Origin of the sequence: Shewanella khirikhana (assembly GCF_003957745.1) — a bacterium.
In the GTDB taxonomy this organism is placed as follows: Bacteria; Pseudomonadota; Gammaproteobacteria; order Enterobacterales; family Shewanellaceae; genus Shewanella; species Shewanella khirikhana.
On sequence record NZ_CP020373.1, the window covers coordinates 2,509,540 to 2,528,449 of the forward strand.

Genomic DNA, 18,910 nt, shown 5'->3' on the forward strand with positions numbered 1-18,910 from the left:
TTCGCGCCAGGCTGGTGAAAGGATAAAAAAACGGGCCGTACCGACTGGGAACTACGTTGCCGGTACAGCCCTCAAACTGTGGGCGACCTGGTCGCCCTTTTTCTTTGCATGAATTAAACAGGCATCGCGGTTAAATATGCCTGGCGCTTACTTGATGTCCGCAGCCTCACCCTTGGCAGGCATAGGCTTGGCTTTGAGCGCAGGCACAGGCTCAGCGGTGATTCTGGCTTTCAGCATCTCAACGCCCTTGGCTAGCTGGGCATCGAACCCCGTGAAGGTGGCATAAGGCAGGTTGTCGACTTCGACATCCGGGCTCACGCCACGGCCTTCAATCACCCAGCGACCATCGATGGCGTACTGAGGATACTCGGCCACCCGCGCCATACCACGGTCAGTCAGCGAGTTACGGCCAGAGAGCCAGACACCGGCACCGGCAGTTTGCTTACCCACCAGCGGCGCCAGACCCAGTGCCTTGATACCGGCAGAGAAGGTTTCACCGTCTGAGTAAGTCAGCTGGTCGGTCAGCACCACCAGATGGCCTCGGAAGGTTTGCTGCATGTTGGTGGAGGCATCGCCGTGGGTCGGCTGCCAGAAGGCCCAGGCCTTACGCAGCAGTTTTTCAATCACCCAGCTGTCGATATTGCCGCCGCGGTTACGACGCACATCGATAATCAGCCCCTCTTTGTCATAGTTGGCGTAGAATTCGCGGGCAAAGGAAGCAATGTCGCCGGCGCCCATGGCGTACAGGTGCAGATAGCCAATCTTGCCGTCGCTGTCCTTGCTCACCTTTGAAGCGTTATGGGTTACCCAGTCCTGATATCTGAGCTTGTCTTCTTCGTTCACAGACACAGGCCACACGACGGTTTGCACCGCCTTACTGCCGCGCTTCAATGACAACAGCACCTGCTTACCACCCTGATTGCGCAGCATGGAGGCCACGTCTGCCACTGTGCTCACCTTACGGCCATTGATGGCGGTAATAAGGTCGCCTTCGCGGGCGTCCACACCGGGACGGGCCAGCGGCGCCGCCATGTTGGGCAGCTCTGGATCGGTTTTCAGAATATGCTCAATCTTCACGCCCTGGGAGCTTTGCGCCAGGCGGGCACCCAGCCCGGCCGGATTTGGCGTATTGGCATCCCTGGGCATATCGCCGCCACGCACCTGTGAGTGCAGTGCATCCAGCTCGCCCATCATCTGCATAAAGAGATCGTTCAGTTCATGGCGGTCAGTGACTCGCTCCAGCAGTGGCAGATACTTGTTGCGGGTAGCTTGCCAATCGACGCCACGCATCTTCTTGTCGAAGAAAGAATCTCTGTGCATCAACCAGGCATCGTCGAACATCTGGCGCCATTCGGCCTTGGGGCTCAGCTCCATCTGCCAATCCTGGGTACGTACTCTGGCGTTGGCCAGATCCCCGGGCAGCTTGTCGCCTGCATCCACAATCAGCAGCTCTTTGCCATTGCTCTTTTTCGACAGCAACAGCTTTTTACCATCCGCCGACAACACATAGTTGCCGATATCGTCGGCAAAGGTCTCAAGCTTGGGCGAAAGACCATCAAACTTGGCGACCTTCAGTGACGACTGCTGACCGGCGATATCGCCATCGAGCACATAAAGCTTGCCATCGGCAAGACTCAGATTACTGAAATTCCCCGTACCTACAGGCACTTGCCACAGGCGGCCTTGGATACCGTCCCAGTCCACCTTAAGCTTAAGTTCGCCCTCGGACTTTTCAGGCACGGGGGTGCTGAGCTCTGTTGGACGCTCAAAAGCAAAACGGGCATCGGCGCTTAAGGCCAGCGCAAACACGCCGGTGCGGCGGTCAAACACAGGGCCCATGTTGCGATCGCCCCATGGCGAGCCTGGGGTGGCGTTAAATTCACGGTTCGACAGGAAGTAGAGCCACTGACCATCGCGGCTGAAGGCTGGCGAGAAGGATTCATACTTGTCGCTGGTGAGACTGTGCTGCTTCTTCTCTTCCAGGCTATAGAGCACCACTTGCTGGCGCTGCTTGCCCATTTCATTCATCGATAGCGCAATAAAGCGGCTGTCCGGCGACCAGATGATGTCGCCGTAGGGGCCCAGGCCCTGATGACCGGAGACAATCAGGCTGTTGCTGCCTTTTTTGATGTCATACAGGTACAGGTTGCCTTCATAGTCGTCGTGGGCCAGATAGCGGCCGTCCGGGGAGGCTACCAGGCTCATACGCATGGTTTTGGCATCCTTGGTCAGCTGCACTGCGCCTTCACTGCCATCGGCCGGGAAGCGCCACAGCTCCTGCTCGCCGGAGGCATCGCTTATGCCGTAGACATACTTGCCTTCGCTGCCAAGCACGGCGTTACGCACCCGACTGTCGGCAGGCGAGCTGATTTGCACCAGACGGCGACCATCGGTGGCGGCAATGGCCACCTGGCTGCGCGCGGTAATCACGGCTTTATCGCCAGAGGGGGCAAAACGCACGTCGCTGACATAGTCCATGGGGTTATTTACCCAGCGCGCACGGCGGGCGGGGAAATCTGACGTCAGTTGCAGTGGCAGCACGCTATCTTTGCCGCTGGCAATATCCAGCGTACGGATATCGGCGCCCATCTGGAAAATCAGCTTGCCGTTATTAATGCGGGCGGCGCGGATCTGGAAGTCTTTGTATTGGCTGTGCTGCTTAAGATCCTGACCATCCGGCGTCACCGAATAGAGGTTGTCGTTGCCATCGGCATCGCTGATGAAATAGAGGCGTCCATCCCAGAACATTGGCTGGCGCAAAGAGCCTTCATGACCAGCCAGCAGCCGCTCGGCTTCTGTTTTACTGCCAAGTTTATAGCGCCACAGCTCTCCGCGGGCACCGCCGCGATACACCTTGGCATTGTCACCTGTGGCCTGCAGACCAAAACGCACGAAATACAAATAGTCGCCACTGCTGTCGAGCGCGCCTTCAATGGCATCGGCCAGCGGCAGATCTTCGGTCGTCAGCGACACAGGATCCGCAAGTCTCAGCACCCAGTAATTGGCCGGGCCAAAGACATTATTGGTGGAATACAGCACCTTGCCGTCCTGACTCCAGCCCTGCAGGCGAACGCGGGCGTTTTCGAAGCTGACGCGCTTGGGCTCACCGCCGCTGATGGGCATCACATAGACTTCATCGGTGCCGTCATAATTGGCCACAAAGGCCAGTTGCTTGCCGTCGGGGGAAATGCGCGCCTGGGTTTCTTCGGCGGCCTGGGTGGTCAGACGGCTGGCATGTTCACTGCCAACACGGCCAAGCCACAGATCGCCTTCGGCGGTGAACACCAGGGTGTCGTTGTGCAGTTCGGGGAAGCGGAAGTAACCTTCACTGCCGTAGGCTGGCAGACCAAAGGTGCCCAGGGCCAGCAGGCAGCCGGCAACGGAGAGACGCAGTTTCATTGGGTGATTGTCCTGTCGTTTTAGCTATCTTTTTTTGTCTGTATCAGGAACGCTTTCGCTGATAAACCATGCCGCCAAACGCCTGAGTTGGCGCATTTCCGTCGCGCCCCGAATAAAGGCGCGAACTTAAACCGATGCTGCGCTTGGCAAAATAAACCCGACACTACCAGAGCAGCACGCCCTTGGCAGCAGAAACCGTTAACAGAAGTTTTAGCAAATGTGTATTTGGCACCCTGTGCGTTAACTAAGGCGGCAACCAAGGCTCAGGACACTAAAGTGTGCCGTAACATGACCAACCACAATAAAAAAGCCGCCGCTGTGGTTACACTGCGGCGGCTTTTTTGGGGGGACTCAGAGGCCTTAGCTCTTCTTAAAGTCGCCCTTGGCATCGAACGGCCAATCAATGCCGAGCCAGGCCTTGAAGAAGGCTTTCTGCTTGGACGATACCTTGTCGAGCGGCTTGATTTCGGCCTTGCCTTCGGGGCGGGCGCTGAGTTCAAGTTCGGTCTCGCTGAGCTTATCGTCGACAAAATAGCTCACCCGCACCTTGTCGCCGGGTTTGAAGTCCGCCAGACGCTTATCAAAACCATCGGCGGTGACTTTCAAACCATTAATGGCAACAATTTCGTTGCCTGCCACCAGACCGGCTTTCCAGGCGTTGCCGCCACGGTCCAGCGTCTGGATCTTAAGGCCGCTTTGGGTAAAGCCGGGGTATGGCTTTTGTTTGCCCTCTTTGCCATAAGCAAGCTTAAGGCCTGCGTGGGACAAGAGCTCATCGAAATCCAGCGCCAGCGGGCTGTCGATATTGGCATGCCACCAGGAGGCGTAATCCTTACCTGTCAGCGACTTAAGAATGCCTTTGACGTCAGACTCTGTATAGCCCTTTGGCAGGGCAAAGTCCCTGTACAGATTGCGGTGTACATCGCGGTAGGAGTGCTTGAGTTTGGTATCGCTGAGAATGGCCATATCCAGCGCCAGCGAGGCCATGTAACCCTCGGAGTAAATATTCACGCTGTGGTTATGGGCATAGTCGCCGCCCTGGGCCACCCACTGCCCCAAACTCGCCTCGGCCACCGACTGGATTTCACGGCCGGGAGTGTGCTGGTGCCTGTCGATACGGGTAGCTATGTCTTCCAACAGCTCCTTGGGGGTGATCACGCCGGCGCGGGCCAGAAGCTGATGCTGGAAGTAGCTGGTGGAGCCTTCGGCCATCCACAGCAGACTGGTCATGGCTTCATTTTGATAGTCGTAAGGCACCAAACCCGCCGGACGGTAGGCTTTCACGTTCCAGGTATGGATAAATTCGTGAGAGGCAGTGGAGATAAAGCGGATGTAGTCCTTTCGCTCGCGGAACATAAAGCGTGGCAGCTGAATTACCGTTGAATTGAGGTGCTCCGTGGCGCCGCGGGCACCACTGGTGGCATGCACCATGTAGACATAACGCTCAAACGGAAAGCCGTCCCAGATGGCATTGGCCTGGGTGCCAAGCTTGGTCAGGTCAGTCACCATCTGTTCGAGGTCATAATTGCCCTCGCCCCACACCACCAGCTCATAGTCGCGCCCAGCGGATGTAAACTGCCTGTGGTGGCTGAAGCCGGTTTCGATGGGAGAATCCACCAGCACATCGTAATTGGGGGCTACAAAACTGTGGGCGCCGTTGCCACTTTGCATGCCGGAATAGCTTTGCCAATCGCCGGGAACGTTAAGGCTTACCGTCACTGCTTCATCCCGAAACGCCGGGCTGTACATAAAGACGCTGCTGGCATCCAAATAAGCATGGGTTGCATCTATATGGCGGGTGCGCTGTCCAAGCTCATCGGCATAAAGCTGATAGCTCACGCTCACCTTGCTGGGTTTGGCAAGCTGGATAACCCACTCGCCGCTGGCGTTTCGCTGCCAGGGCAGCTCCTGGCCATTTTCATCCACGGCCACAAAGCGGCGCACCCCGTCCGCCAGTGGTAATTCCTGATATTTACCGGTGCGCCATACCGGCAGGTTCACGCTGAAATCACCGGCGGCGACTTGAGGAAATTTCACTTCCACCTTCGCCAAATGGTGGGTAGGTGAAGTCAGATCAATCTGGTAGTCCACCCCGGCCCAGGCGGAGCTCGCCAAAAAAAGTGACAGGGGTAAAAAGGCTGTTATCTTTTGTTCCACTCTGTTGTCCTTATAGGTATGATGGAATCACTTAAAAAGGGCTTGAGTATAACAAGACTATCAACTCCCCTCATCCCGATGTCACAAATGCTGACAATTTCGCGTTTTTCCACAGGGGAGACTTGGGCGATGGAAAATCTATGCGACTACTTTCATTGGTATTTTTTGTATTAATCTTTGCTTTTTCCCCTTTGGCGTCGGCCAAAGACCTCAAGTCCGAAGAAATTCAGCTAAGAGAAACACCCCAGCAGTTGTTTGACCGTGTCAGCGCTGCCCTGTCGTTGCCCCAGACACCGCTGGCCTCCAGCGAGCAGCTGAGCTTTTATGCCCGCGAACAGGGGCTGTCCCCGCAGGAATTATCAGAGCTGCTGGCACTGATAGCCCGCGCCAATCTGCAACCCAACGTCAGCAACAGCAGCAAGCGTCAGGACGTTGATATCATCATCCAGTCACTGGAAAACACCGCCACCTCCCCTTACCAAAAAGCCATGGCGCTGATGCTCAAAGGCCGGGCAATGGCGCGGCTTGACCAACGTTTCGAAGACGCCGCCAGCTACTTTATTCAGTCGCTTACCGTGGATCAGGAGAGCCAGAGCCTGGAGTCGCAACTGCTGCGCCTCAACCTGCACGAGCAGCTTGGCACCATGTACCTGCTTATCAATCAGGATGTGACTGCGCTTGTACATCTGCAGAAGTTTCGCGACCATGCCTATCAGCTCAGAAACGACTACCTGATAGCTTCCGCCGAGGCCGAGCTTGGCAAGTACTACATCAAAAAACAGGAGTTGACCAAGGCTCTGCAGCACTACAGCGAAGCCTTACGGCTGTCAGACCGTGAAAACCATCCATTCCAGCGCGCTTTTTTTGAAATGCAGCTCGCCAAGGTGTACCGGGATCTGGGACAAAGCTCCGATGCGCTGGCCCACGCCCATGAGGCGGCCGAGACCTACACCCGCCTCGGCATAGATGGTTACCTCTCCTCCACCCTGACTGTTATCGCCGTGACCCACGCCGGTAACAATGAGTGGAACAAGGCCATCGATTATTACCTCAATGCTCAGCAGGTCGACCGGCGCAGCGGCAATTTCAGTGCCCTGGCGCGTAATTTCCACAACCTCGGCGAAGCCTACAGCAAACTGGATGAGAACGACCTTGCGCTGAATTATCTGGAACAGGCCAACCAGATGTTTGTTGAGCGCAAGATGAAACATTATCTGGTTCACAACGAGGTGTTGCTCGCAGAAATCCATTGCAAGATGAGCCATTGGGCCGACTGTATTATCCACGCCGATAAGGCGCTGCCGTTGGCGGAGCAGCAATCGCTCGATGATGTGAAAATAAGCGCCCTCAAACAAAAAATCATTGCCGCCAAGGCGCTGGAAGATTTGAATGCCGCCATCGAACATCAGGCGTTGATTATCGAGTTGATGGACAGCCCCAAGGCCGCCGAAGCGACGGTAACAGGCGCCGCCTCGGCATTGACCGAACAGAAGCTGAAACTGGATTTGCATCAAAAAGTGCAGCAGCTTGAAAACGCCAGCGACACCTTAAGAGAACGCACCATACTCGCCGCCGGCGCTGTGATGCTGGCACTGATTTTAGCCACCATTGTTGGTCACTATCGCCGCTCAAAACTTGAGCTTAAAGCCCAGTGCCAGGAGCTTGCTGCCCGCCTGCCCCAGGATCCCATCACCGGTCGCGATGGCTACCGTGCCCTCTGTACTGCACTTGAGAAGGGCCAGGTGAAGGCACTGGCACTGCTGCGTGTTCCGAGTCTGTGTGAGGCCGATATTCAGCTGGGTCAGCAGCGCATGGTTGACGCCACCCTGGGCGCTCTTGGCGCAATAGAAACCCTGCCGGGCATCAAAGCCTATCCAATGCGCCCCGGACTAATTGCCCTGGCACTGGACGGTGCCATCGATGCCCCCGATGCCCTGCTGTTTAATCTGCGTAACCAGCTCACCGACCTTGAAGGCCAGCTGCAACTTGGTTTTATCAACCTGCCGCTGCTGCCAAACCCTGAACTGTCCATTCCCCACGGCATTCATCTGGAAGTGCTGCAAATGGCATTGGCAGGCATAGATTCGCTCGCCGAGACCAGCGACATATACCTTGGTTTCCGGGCGCTGGACTTTACCCCATCGGCGGTCTTCAGCCAGCCACTGTATTTGCACCTGGAGAAGAGTATCGGCCGCGGTCTGGTGCGGGTGGAAACCAACGGTGGCAAGGAAAATCTGCGTTGGCCACTGTGGAAAATGCCGGATTATGCCGATAAGGAACTGCCGGATGTGATTTAGCAGTCAAAAATGCAGCAGCCGCACCCGGTCTGCATTTGCACAATCCGGTGATTGCTATACCATTAACCCAATGGGCACGATGCCAATATCCATCGCGGTTCAGAGCACCGCACACACGTCAGGAAAGCATTCTGCATGAAGGATTCCAACGAGGCGATCTCGCAAATCACCTTACTCAAACAGAAGCTCCATTCTGCCAAAGTGGCATTGGACGAACTGAACGAAGATCGCAACACCAAGCTGCAGACATTGCTTCAGTTTATCGGGCATCTCAGCCTCGCCTGTAAGGGGCAAAATCTCGAACTCGATAACAAGCTGGCCAAGCTGCGCCATCAATTGTCGACCTTCGAGCGACTCGACGATGCCCTGCCAGAACTGGTTGAGGTTGAACGCCTGCTCAAGGGCCAGTACCACCATGTGATGGCTCAGCTCGAAGAAAGCCGCGCCGGACTTGGCAGGGTTATCCGCCAAATTCAGCGCGTCGATTCAGTGCCTGACAAGCTCAAAAAAGAAGTCACCTACTTCAAACAGGATCTCGCCAAACCGCTGCACACCGTATGGGAATACATTCCCAAAGTAGAGCAGCTGATTGGCTTCTATGAAGAAATCCTCGCCCAGCAATTCCAGAGTGGTGAAAAGCTTGCCGTGCTGCCCAAGCACAGACAACTGGCCCACGAACTGGCGCAGATGATTTCGGAAATCGAGTTTCGTAAAGATCAGCGCGATCAGGTGCTGGTTATCAAAGAAATGCTCGCCGGTGATATCGAAGTGGAAGGTCTGCTCGATGCCTACCAGACCATTTTGTCGCTGCTGATAGACAATATCGCCCGCGAGAAAAGCGCCTCCCAGGAATTCCTCTACGCCCTTAACGATGCCCTGTCGGCGGTGCGTGAGGTGGTGAGCGATTCATACAATCACGCCCAGCGCAGCCATCAGCTCAAGCATCAGCTAAACCGCGAAATCAATACCCGGGTCGACAGCGTTGGCGAAGCGATTGTCGACATTGAAGATATTGGCATGCTCAAGAGCCAGATCACCGAGCAGCTGTCCAGCCTGCGCTCTGCCCTGGCCCGCAAAGAAGCCCTGGAGCAGCGTGAACAGGCGCTGCTGCGCAAGTCGATGGAGACCATGCGCAAGGAGCTGAACGAGCTGTCAGAAGAAGCCAGCAACTACAAAGAGCGCCTGTTTGAGCAGCAAAAACTCAACCTGCTCGACAGCCTGACCCAGCTGCCAAACCGTGCCGCACTCGAAGAGCGCATGGAGCAGGAGTTCCGCAACTATCAACGCCACAAGCATCCGCTGTGGGTGGCGGTAGCCGATATCGATCACTTCAAATCCATCAACGACAACTTTGGCCACAGCACGGGTGATAAAACCCTGCAGGTGATTGCCATGGCACTGAAAAACTCGCTGCGTGATACTGAGTTTGTTGCCCGTTATGGCGGCGAAGAATTCGTTCTGCTAATACCAGAGGTGTCGGCTTCAGATATTGAACAGCTGCTGAACCGGGTACGAGAGAAAGTAAAAAATATTCCATTTAAATTTAAAAATCAGAGAATTACAGTTACAGTATCTATAGGGGCTGCTCGCGTGATGGACAACGAGCTCATTCACGAAACCTTCGAGCGAGCCGACGCAGCCCTTTACAAAGCCAAACATGAAAGCAGAGACAGGGTGATCATCGACAACTAGCCCCAACGGGAGGCCGGCAACTCCTGTCACTGCTTAAGGAGTTGCTATGATAGTGAAAGTGAGCCCCCGTGGCAGCATGGACCAACTGTCCCAACTGGAAGTTGATCGCCTCAAGCAAAGCGCCAAAAGTCCCCTCTATCAACTCTACCGCAACTGCTCCCTGGCCGTGTTGGCCTCGGGGCTGAAAAGCGACAGCTCAACCGAGTTGTTTGATGCCTATAAAGATTTCGAAATCAATATCCTGCAACGTGAACGCGGGGTAAAACTCGAACTGGTCAATCCCCCCGAGCAAGCCTTTGTGGATGGCCAAATAATCGCCGGTATTCAGGAGCACCTGTTTTCGGTGCTAAGAGACATCCTCTATATCGCCGACAAGTACGATAACCTCAAACACATTAACCTCACCAACGCCAGCCACATCACCAATATGGTGTTTGATATCCTGCGGAACGCCCGTGCCCTGCCCACCAAAAACGACCCCAATGTGGTGGTCTGTTGGGGTGGTCACAGCATCAATGCCATCGAGTATCAGTACACCCGTGAAGTGGGCTATCAGCTGGGGCTGAGGAAACTGGATATCTGCACCGGCTGCGGCCCCGGCGCCATGGAAGGGCCCATGAAAGGTGCCGCTATCGGCCATGCCAAACAGCGGATTTGTAACGCCCGCTACATCGGCCTGACAGAGCCCAGCATCATTGCCGCCGAGCCGCCCAATCAGATTGTGAACGAACTGGTGATCCTGCCGGATATTGAGAAACGCCTGGAAGCCTTCGTGCGCCTGGGGCACGGCATTGTGATTTTCCCCGGCGGCGCCGGTACGGCCGAAGAACTGCTCTACCTGCTCGGCATCTTGCTCAATAAAGCCAATAAAGACATCCCCTTCCCGCTGGTACTGACCGGCCCGAAAGAGAGCGCCGACTACTTCATTAAAATCGATGAGTTTATTGGCGCCACCCTCGGTGAAGAGGCCCGCAGCAAGTACCGCATCATAGTGGATAACCCCGAAGAAGTGGCCCGGGTCATGAAGGAAAGCATGGAAGAGGTGAAGGTGTTCCGTAAATCCAACGGCGATGCCTACCCCTACCAGTGGTCGCTGAAAATCGAGCCTGAATTCCAGCTGCCCTTTGTCCCCACCCACGAGGTGATGGCAAACCTGAACCTTTACTTCCAGAACAACAAGGCCGAGCTTGCCGCCAATCTGCGACGGGCGTTTTCCGGCATTGTGGCAGGTAACGTAAAAGGCGAAACTATTCGCCTGATTAAGCGCCATGGCCCATTTGAGATTAAGGGCGATCCCAAGCTGATGGACCTGATGGACGAGCTGCTGCAGGCCTTTGTGGTGCAACAGCGGATGAAGCTCCCCGGCAGCGCCTATGAGCCTTGCTACAAGATAGTGAAATGAACCGACTGCTGATAATCGATGGCCTGAACCTGACCAGACGCATCCATGCGGCTTTGCCTGACGAAGCCGACATGGACAGCCTCTACGAGCGGGTCACCCAGGCCTGCCGTAAATTGCTGCGTGGCCATAATCCAAGCCACTGCGCCATTGTCTGGGATGGTGATGCCATCTCCTGGCGCAAACACCTTTATGAAGACTACAAAAAAGGCCGTAAACCCATGCCAGAAGCCCTTGCCAAGGGGCTTGATGGGCTGAAAACTGCGCTGGCAGAGATCCAGGTACACTCGGTCAATGCCGAGTCAGAAGCGGACGATGTCATCGCCACCCTCGCCTGCAAGCTGGCGGCCAACGGCGGTGAGGCGATAATTGTCTCTACCGATAAGGGGTTACTGCAACTTATGTCGCCCCACATTCGCCAGTGGGATCATTTTTCCCAGCAGTTTATCGATATTGAAGCCTTCGAGGCCAAGCTCGGTATCGAGCGTCACCAATTGCTTGATTACATTGCCCTATGCGGTGACAGCGGCAACAAAATCCCCGGCATTCCCGGCATAGGCCCCAAATCCGCCAGCGAGCTATTGCGTACCTATCGCAGCCTGGCAAACCTTTACCACTCACTTGGCACCCTTGGCAGCCGTCAGGCCAACAAACTCAGGGACGGCCGCGATATGGCCCGTCTGAGCTACAAACTGGCCCGCCTGCAAACCGAGTTACCGCTGAATCTCAAACTCAGCGAACTCAGGGTGGTGCAATAGCATCTTTACAAGGCAAATTTGTAACAATTGCTACATGGCGTTTACCCTTTCGTGCGCTTGCAGTATCTTTATCGCCATTGACGACTGCACCACAGTCAATCAGTGGTACAAGAGGAACGGATTATGAAAGGAAAAGCTCCTGTGGTCATTGGCTCGGTATTTGCCGCTTACCTGGCCTTTGTGGGAGTGGTAGCCATTGGCTACGAGCCCACCCCGGAAAACATGGACTGGGAAGACAGACAGGTTTTCAACAATAAAGCCCTGGCTGAACTGGTGATTGGGCAGGACATCGCCTCGGTAAGACAACTGCTGGGCGCACCTGACTTCAATGAGGCCAAGTCGGTCAACGACACCGCGCTGCAGGTCCTGTTTTACCGCACTCACCATGAGAAGTCAGACGGGGTAACCACCAAGGATGAATGCACCCCATTGCTTTTTAAAAACAATCAGTTGATTGCCTGGGGCTCAGACACCTACAAACAATACCTGAGCGAAACACCAGCCGGTATTTAACGCGGGTTCTGCAGCAATAAAAAAGCTGCGAAACAGGCACAAAAAAGCCGCCCTCGGGCGGCTTTTTCAGTTACTGACATTGACCTTGGCGGCTCAGTCGGCCTTATCGTACTCACGGTACGGCTCGCCCTGTTTAAGCCATTCAGGGGCAGGCACACCCTTCAGGTAATGGTCGAAATACTCTTTCATACGGACGCTGTAATCGAGCTTGTTTCCATACTGCTTGAGGTGATGTGGCTCACCCTCGTATTGCAGCAGCACCACATCCTTGCCGGCACGGCGCATGGCCAGATACAGCTCAACACCTTGCTCCCAGGGCACCGCATCGTCTTTGTCGCCAAACATGATCATCATGGGCGTCTTGATCCGGTCGGCATAAAACACCGGTGAGTTTTCAACGTACTTGAGCGGCGCCTGCATCAGGCTCTCGCCAATGCGGCTCTGGCCGGTTTCGTACTGGAACTGGCGGGCAAGGCCGGTGCCATGGCGGATCCCGCTGTAGGCGCTGGTCATGTTGCCCACCGGGGCGCCGGTAATGGCTGCGGCAAAGATATTGGTCTGGGTCACCGCAAAGGCCGTTTGATAGCCACCCCAGGAGTGGCCCTGAATGCCCACAGCCTTGGGATCGGCAATGCCCATCTCAATCAGCTTCTGCACCCCGGAAGTGAGTGCCTGCACCGAACTGTTGCCCGGGTAACCAATCTCGAAGCGAATGTCTGGCAGGAACACCGCGTAGCCTTGATCTGCATACCAGGCGAAGTTAGGTCTGTGGTTGATGCGCATGTCCGGAAACGCATGCAAACGATCGCTCATAAAGCGATAGAAGTACACCAGCACCGGATAACGCTTACCGCTCTGGTAACCTGCGGGTTTTATCAGCACCCCATCGAGTGGCTTGCCATCGGTATTGGTCCAGTGCACCAACTCAGCCTTGCTCCAGGCGAACTTGTCACGCTGGCCATCGAGGCGGGTCAGACGCTCGAAATCGCCAATATCGTTCACATCGGCGCTGTAAAGATCTGGATACTTATCAAAGCGCTCACGGCTGAAAATCACGGTATTGGCATCTTTGGCACGGGCCAACACATGCAGTTTTTCATCCTTGGCAAGCTGCGTCTTCACGCCGCTCTTGCCCACCTGGGCACGGTAGAAACCGTCAGCCTTGGTGCGCTCGTTGTAGCCTTGCAGCAACAGGGTTTGGCCTGCTTTCAGCGTGGCCGGCAGCTCATCTTTGGCTTGATAGAGACCTTCAACCCGGTAGCTGATGCCGTCTTTGCGGCCATCGGTAAGCTTAAGCGCCGCAGTGCCCTCCTGAGTAGCAAGCTGCCAGATATCAAACTTGTCGTACACCAGCAGCGCGGACTCATCGGCAAGCCAGGGGCCAAAACCGTAACCAGGCGCCTCAGATGGATAATCATGGTCTTCATCGGCAAAAGGCACGTTCAGCGAAGCAGTTAAGCTTCTATGCTTGCCGCTTTGCGCATCCCACAGCTGCACCTGTCCTTCGCGGAAGAACGCGGCGAAGCGGCCATTTGGCGACACCACAGGCTCGCTGTTCGATGGCTGACGTTTGGCTATCAGGTGGCGCTCGCCATCCAGGGTATCAACCAGATAGAAATCACTGAAAAAGCCTGCCCAGGTGATTTCCTTCAGGTAGGGTTCACTGGATTTTGCCATCACAAAACGGCCAAACTCCAGGGTATCGACTTCCGGCACCTCTGGGGTCGCCAGCTGTACCACCTTGTTCTGGCCAAGGTGCCACACCGCCGTCAGGGTGTGCTTTTTCAGCTTATCGAAGGTTTTGATTTCGTGGGGCTTAATGCGCGGATCGTCCCCATGCCACAGCTTCAGGCCACGGCTGTCGCGGATAACCGCCTCATCCAGCAAGTCGGCTTCAGTTTTAAAGGCCTTGAGTGACAACACCTTGCTGACTTCGGGCACAGTACCAAAGAAAATTCGTTCGCCATCTTTCGAGAACGACATGCTGGAGTAACGATTGAGCTGCCAGCTTTGTGGATGCGCGGCAAAGGTCACCTTGCCGGTGGCGTCAATCAGACCGAGACGATAGGCACGCTCATCGATACGGGTATCGGCGCTGCCGGCGCTGAAAGCAATCTGGCTGCCATCCGGACTCAGTGCCAGGGCGCCAAGCTGTTCGCTGGCCGACTCGAAGCGGGCGCTTGTGTCCAGTGAGCTTAAGGATACTGCCATCAACCTGTGGGTAGTGTTGGCAATATCATTGATAAGGACCGCAGCAGTGTTCCCTTGCTTATCAAACGCATAGGCAGTGACATCGTTAAATTCGGCCTGTTTACCGGAGGCCAGTGCCAGCAGGGTTAATGCGCTGCCCTTATCGGCCTTGTCGATTTTTGGCTTTTTGGCCTCGTCGGCCTTGACCGTTTGCTCAGGTGCCTTGCTGTTGGCTTCGCCCTTGGCGGTGTCACCTACTTTGTCATCGTCCTTTTCTTTGTCTTTTTTCTCATCCTCTGGCTCAAACCAGATGGCCAGCACCTTGCCGCTGTCGTCAAAGGCAAAGTCTTTCACCCGCTCGAAGCGCTGCTCTTTGCCGGAAGCGACCTCCACCAGCACCATGCCTGCCTTGAGCTTCTTTTTGGCTTTGGCATCGCTGGTTTCTTTGGCAAGCAGGCTTGGCTCGAGCTTCATGGCCACATAACGGCCATCGGCGCTGACCACAGGATCTGATGCACCGGCTATACTGAGCTCAGGTTTACCATTGGTGCCTTTAATGAGGGTGCGGCTGTCGCCCCGGTCGGGCGCCACTTCCACCGCAAGCAGCTTGCCGTTGTCGGCCAGAACCGGTTTTTTAAGGGATTCAAACTGCATGATGTCCTGCAACGTCATTTTACCGGGCGATGCAGCCATCGCGGGTAAACTGAGGGGCAGACCGAGACTGGCGGCGCCTGCGAGCGCACAAAAGAGTCTTGAAGGCTTCAAATGTCGTCCTCTTATATGTTGTTATTCGACTAAAGTAGACTTTTTAAGGCTTAGGGTTTGAATCATCTTTCTTAGCCTTGATTTATGCAAGTTAGCCTACAGAAAAAACCGAGCTTTTGCTCACCTTTTCCTGTGAAAAATGTATAAAAGTGTTTAAACTAAACGAGACATAAATCACATAATTCCAGTCATGTTTCCGCTCGCGGAAACCGACAATTGCAGTAACCACCAACCGTGGAAGGAATATCCATGTCCAAAAGAACGATTACCGTGATCCCAGGTGATGGGATCGGCCCAAGCATCATCGACTCCGCCCTGAAAATCCTCGACAAAGCGGGTTGCGACTTCGAATATGAATTTGCCGATGCGGGTCTGACGGCACTGGAAAAGCACGGTGAACTGCTGCCTCAGCGTACGCTGGATCTTATCGAAAAGAACCGTATTACCCTGAAAGGCCCCCTGACCACCCCTGTGGGTGAGGGCTTTACCTCCATCAACGTGACCCTGCGTAAGAAGTTCAGCCTGTACGCCAACGTGCGTCCGGTGATTTCTTTCAAAGGTACCCAGGCCAGATACGACAATATCGACATCATCACCGTCCGTGAAAATACCGAGGGTATGTACTCAGGTCACGGTCAGAAGGTTTCTGATGACGGCGCCACCGCCGAAGCCACCAGCATCATCACCCGTCAGGGTGCTGAGCAGATCACCACATTCGCCTACGAGCTGGCCCGCAAAGAAGGCCGCAAGAAGGTGACTATTGTGCACAAGGCCAACATCATGAAGTCCACCTCAGGTCTGTTCCTGAAAGTGGCCCGTGAAGTGGGTCAGCGCTACCCTGATATCACCACCGAAGAAATGATCGTGGACGCCACCTGCATGAAGCTGGTGATGAACCCAGAAAACTTCGACGTGATTGTAACCACCAACCTGTTTGGCGACATCCTGTCGGATCTGTGCGCCGGTCTGGTGGGCGGTCTGGGTATGGCGCCTGGTGCCAACATCGGTGCCAACGCAGCCATTTTCGAAGCGGTTCACGGCAGCGCCCCTGATATCGCCGGTAAGAACCTGGCCAACCCAACTTCCGTGATCCTGGCCTCTGTGCAGATGCTGGAATACCTGGGCATGGCAGACAAGGCCGCGGCAATCCGCAACGCCGTATCTGCCGTGATTGAAGAAGGCGACCGTACCACCCGCGATTTGGGCGGCACACACGGCACCACCGACTTCACCCAAGCGGTACTCGACAGACTCTGATCTGTAGCCAAGTACCCGTAATACGAAAAGGATGAGCCCCGGTTCATCCTTTTTTTATTGGCTTCACCCACATTCCTGCAGGCCTGAACTCTACCAACAGGCTGTAACACGCCCTTCCAGAACACCGGCATTCACATACGCCAACTACTTGCACATATTCGGCTATATCTGTCAGGATGCTGAATCAGCAATGAAACATTTCGTTCAGGTTCGAACTCTCGCACTTCTCTTTACTGCGAACGATTTACCGCGACGCAAAAACTAACCTGATAGCAAAAATTGGAAGCAAGGTATTTCTATGTCTTTGCGCATAACAAGCTACATACTCGCACTCATCTTTGCCGCATCGGGCAGCGCCAAGCTGCTGTCATTGCCGTTTGAGGTTGAGGCATTTACACGTTGGGGCTACTCCCCTGCGTTTATGTATGTGACTGGCGCGCTCGAAGTTTTGGGCGCCATAGGGCTGCTCATACCAAGGCTTTCTTCGCTCGCATCCCTGTGTCTGGCGGCGTTAATGCTTGGCGCCATAGCCACACACCTGCTCCACGGTGAGTGGCCTATGCTGGCTGTGGCCTCTGCCATTAAGCTCACGGCGTTCTTTCGCGGCTGGGCGGGGCGAGCTGATATAAACGCAATTAATAAACGCTCAAAACTAAGAAACTGATATGGCACCAGGGTTGATTTATCGGATTTGGGGCGCTGTTCTAGTTACCGCCGTATTTGCCGTAAATGCGGCAACACAGGAGAAGGAATTGCCAATGACAGCATCAGGGATTGCATCAGGAAGTTTTGAAATAGCGCTGGAGCCACAACAGGATACTGAGGCTCCGGCAGGCCGAATGATCATTCGCAAAAGCTATAGCGGTGACCTGGTCGGCAGTGGCATTGGCCAGATGATAAGTAAAAGAACAAGCGGCGGCGCTGCGGCCTATTCCGCGGTAGAAGAGTTTTCAGGCTCGGTTGCGGGCAAGCAAGGGGCGTTTACCTTGATCCACTCGGGCTTTATGTCGGCCGAAGAGCAAAGGCTGGAAATTTATGTATTGCCTGGCTCTGGCACCGATGAGCTAGCCAACATTTCGGGCACACTGGAGATCATCCAGAAAGACGGTACTCACTCTTATATTCTCCACTACCAGCTCTAATCAGCAGCAAGGGATGCAGGAACAAAAGTTGAGAGCTAATCTTGAATCGATAAAAAGGCGCCCTTAGGCGCCTTTTTATCGAATAAACCCTGACCGCTAGACTGAGGGATTAAATCCAGGGCGAGCTGGGTTTCAGCCACAGGTGCACTGTCACTTCGTCACGGTCGTGGTAAAGGTGCTTACAGGCCAGATGGAACTCATTGATGCCGTTTTCCTTGAGGATGGCATGCATATTGGCAAGGATCTGCGATACCTCTTTGTAACGGCTCTTCATCGGCAGCTTAAGGTTGAAAATCGCCTCTTTAAACCAACCCTGAATCGCCCAGTATTCCATTAGTTCTGCCACGCGGGCAGGCTTTTCCACCATGTCGCACACCAGCCAATAGATATTGCGGCGGGCGGGCTCAAACTTAAAACCATCAGCGCGGTGGTGAGTCACCTGCCCGGTTTCCATCAAATCGTGATTCATAGGGCCGTTATCGATGGCATGTACCATCATGCCGCGACGCACCAGCTGATAGGTCCAGCCGCCGGGGCATGCCCCTAAATCCACCGCATTGAGGCCGCTTCGCAGGCGGGTTTCATGCTCTTCCCTTGGGATAAAGTGAATAAAGGCTTCATCGAGCTTCAGGGTTGAGCGGCTTGGCGCATCGGCCGGGAATTTAAGCCGTGGAATACCCATATAATGGGGCGAGCTGTTATTGGACAGCGAATAGCCCGCATAGGCCTTGCCAGGACCGATAAAGCACACGTGCACAATAGGGCGACGTGGGTTTTCTTTATCGAGCAAAATGCCCTGTTTTCGCAATGACTGGCGCAGGGGCACAGTGAATTTACGGCAAAACGCCGACAACTCTTTGGCTTCGTTGGTATCCGGCGTTTCGACCCTGAGTTCACCACCGCGGGCGACATCAGCAAGAGCGGCAGTCAGCGGGCTTACCCTGTCTTCGGCTGGCAGGTCGCTGAGGAGGTCGCCACAGGCAAACATTTGTCTGGCAAAAATCAATGAATCCAGCGGCAGTTCGGCTGCCAGACGGTCGCCGTCATCATCGGCAAAGCCCTGAAACACCACAAAGGCTTCATCACGATTGGCTTTGACGAAGCCGCCCACACCGAGCTCGGCGGCACGCTGCTGGATTTCAGCGGCGCAGTCTTTTTCATAACCGGCGCGACAGTATAAAAACAGGTTTTTCATTGCAGTTCTTGGTTGCCGTTGTTTGTTACATTGATACGAGGCGGCTCAAGCTCACAGCCTGGCCACCTGAATGGAAATTGCGGGGAGTATATCACAAGCCCGAAGGCTTGGTGGTGAATGGCATTACGCCAGAAGCATCTTTACGC

At 54.9% G+C, this 18,910-nt stretch carries 12 protein-coding genes; 8 read left to right on the forward strand and 4 right to left on the reverse strand.

The window, feature by feature from the left end; genetic code table 11:
- Window positions 1-147: 147 nt before the first annotated feature.
- Window positions 148-3,399 carry a S41 family peptidase gene (locus tag STH12_RS10910; RefSeq protein WP_126167577.1) on the reverse strand — a complete coding sequence of 1,084 codons (3,252 nt, stop codon included), beginning with the start codon at window positions 3,397-3,399 and terminating at the stop codon, window positions 148-150.
- Window positions 3,400-3,759: 360 nt separating this feature from the next.
- Window positions 3,760-5,556 carry a M61 family metallopeptidase gene (locus tag STH12_RS10915; protein ID WP_126167578.1) on the reverse strand — a complete coding sequence of 599 codons (1,797 nt, stop codon included), beginning with the start codon at window positions 5,554-5,556 and terminating at the stop codon, window positions 3,760-3,762.
- 140 nt (window positions 5,557-5,696) lie between these two features.
- On the opposite strand from STH12_RS10915, the gene STH12_RS10920 reads away from it, so the two are divergent.
- The 5 genes from STH12_RS10920 to STH12_RS10940 all read left to right on the forward strand — a co-directional run bounded on the left by STH12_RS10920 (window position 5,697) and on the right by STH12_RS10940 (window position 12,215).
- Complete coding sequence (locus STH12_RS10920) at window positions 5,697-7,853, forward strand: tetratricopeptide repeat protein (protein WP_126167579.1); 2,157 nt, start codon at window positions 5,697-5,699, stop codon at window positions 7,851-7,853.
- A gap of 135 nt (window positions 7,854-7,988) precedes the next feature.
- Entirely contained in the window at window positions 7,989-9,545 is a 1,557-nt protein-coding gene (locus STH12_RS10925) for a GGDEF domain-containing protein (protein ID WP_126167580.1), read from the forward strand.
- Window positions 9,546-9,591: 46 nt separating this feature from the next.
- On the forward strand, window positions 9,592-10,947 hold the full coding sequence (ppnN, locus tag STH12_RS10930) for a nucleotide 5'-monophosphate nucleosidase PpnN (RefSeq protein ID WP_126167581.1): 1,356 nt from the start codon (window positions 9,592-9,594) through the stop codon (window positions 10,945-10,947).
- Window positions 10,944-11,702 carry a flap endonuclease Xni gene (xni, locus tag STH12_RS10935; protein ID WP_126167582.1) on the forward strand — a complete coding sequence of 253 codons (759 nt, stop codon included), beginning with the start codon at window positions 10,944-10,946 and terminating at the stop codon, window positions 11,700-11,702. Before ppnN ends, xni begins: the two co-directional genes overlap by 4 nt.
- Window positions 11,703-11,825: 123 nt before the next feature.
- A complete protein-coding gene (locus tag STH12_RS10940) occupies window positions 11,826-12,215 on the forward strand; it encodes a DUF3192 domain-containing protein (protein WP_126167583.1) in 390 nt (129 codons plus the stop codon).
- A gap of 93 nt (window positions 12,216-12,308) precedes the next feature.
- On the opposite strand, the gene STH12_RS10945 is transcribed toward STH12_RS10940, so the two are convergent.
- Window positions 12,309-15,098: a S9 family peptidase gene (locus STH12_RS10945; RefSeq protein ID WP_164551296.1), complete on the reverse strand. Its 2,790-nt coding sequence runs from the start codon at window positions 15,096-15,098 to the stop codon at window positions 12,309-12,311.
- 321 nt (window positions 15,099-15,419) lie between these two features.
- Here STH12_RS10945 and STH12_RS10950 point away from each other — a divergent pair, with 321 nt between their 5' ends.
- The 3 genes from STH12_RS10950 to STH12_RS10960 all read left to right on the forward strand — a co-directional run bounded on the left by STH12_RS10950 (window position 15,420) and on the right by STH12_RS10960 (window position 17,569).
- Window positions 15,420-16,427: an isocitrate dehydrogenase gene (locus STH12_RS10950; RefSeq protein ID WP_126167585.1), complete on the forward strand. Its 1,008-nt coding sequence runs from the start codon at window positions 15,420-15,422 to the stop codon at window positions 16,425-16,427.
- Window positions 16,428-16,725: 298 nt separating this feature from the next.
- The gene (locus STH12_RS10955; RefSeq protein ID WP_126167586.1) at window positions 16,726-17,091 is read left to right on the forward strand and encodes a DoxX family protein; all 366 of its coding nucleotides are present in this window, start codon (window positions 16,726-16,728) and stop codon (window positions 17,089-17,091) included.
- Between the two features lies 1 nt (window position 17,092).
- On the forward strand, window positions 17,093-17,569 hold the full coding sequence (locus STH12_RS10960) for a DUF3224 domain-containing protein (protein ID WP_237158585.1): 477 nt from the start codon (window positions 17,093-17,095) through the stop codon (window positions 17,567-17,569).
- A gap of 109 nt (window positions 17,570-17,678) precedes the next feature.
- On the opposite strand, the gene rlmM is transcribed toward STH12_RS10960, so the two are convergent.
- Complete coding sequence (rlmM, locus tag STH12_RS10965; protein ID WP_126167587.1) at window positions 17,679-18,764, reverse strand: 23S rRNA (cytidine(2498)-2'-O)-methyltransferase RlmM; 1,086 nt, start codon at window positions 18,762-18,764, stop codon at window positions 17,679-17,681.
- Window positions 18,765-18,910: the final 146 nt, after the last annotated feature.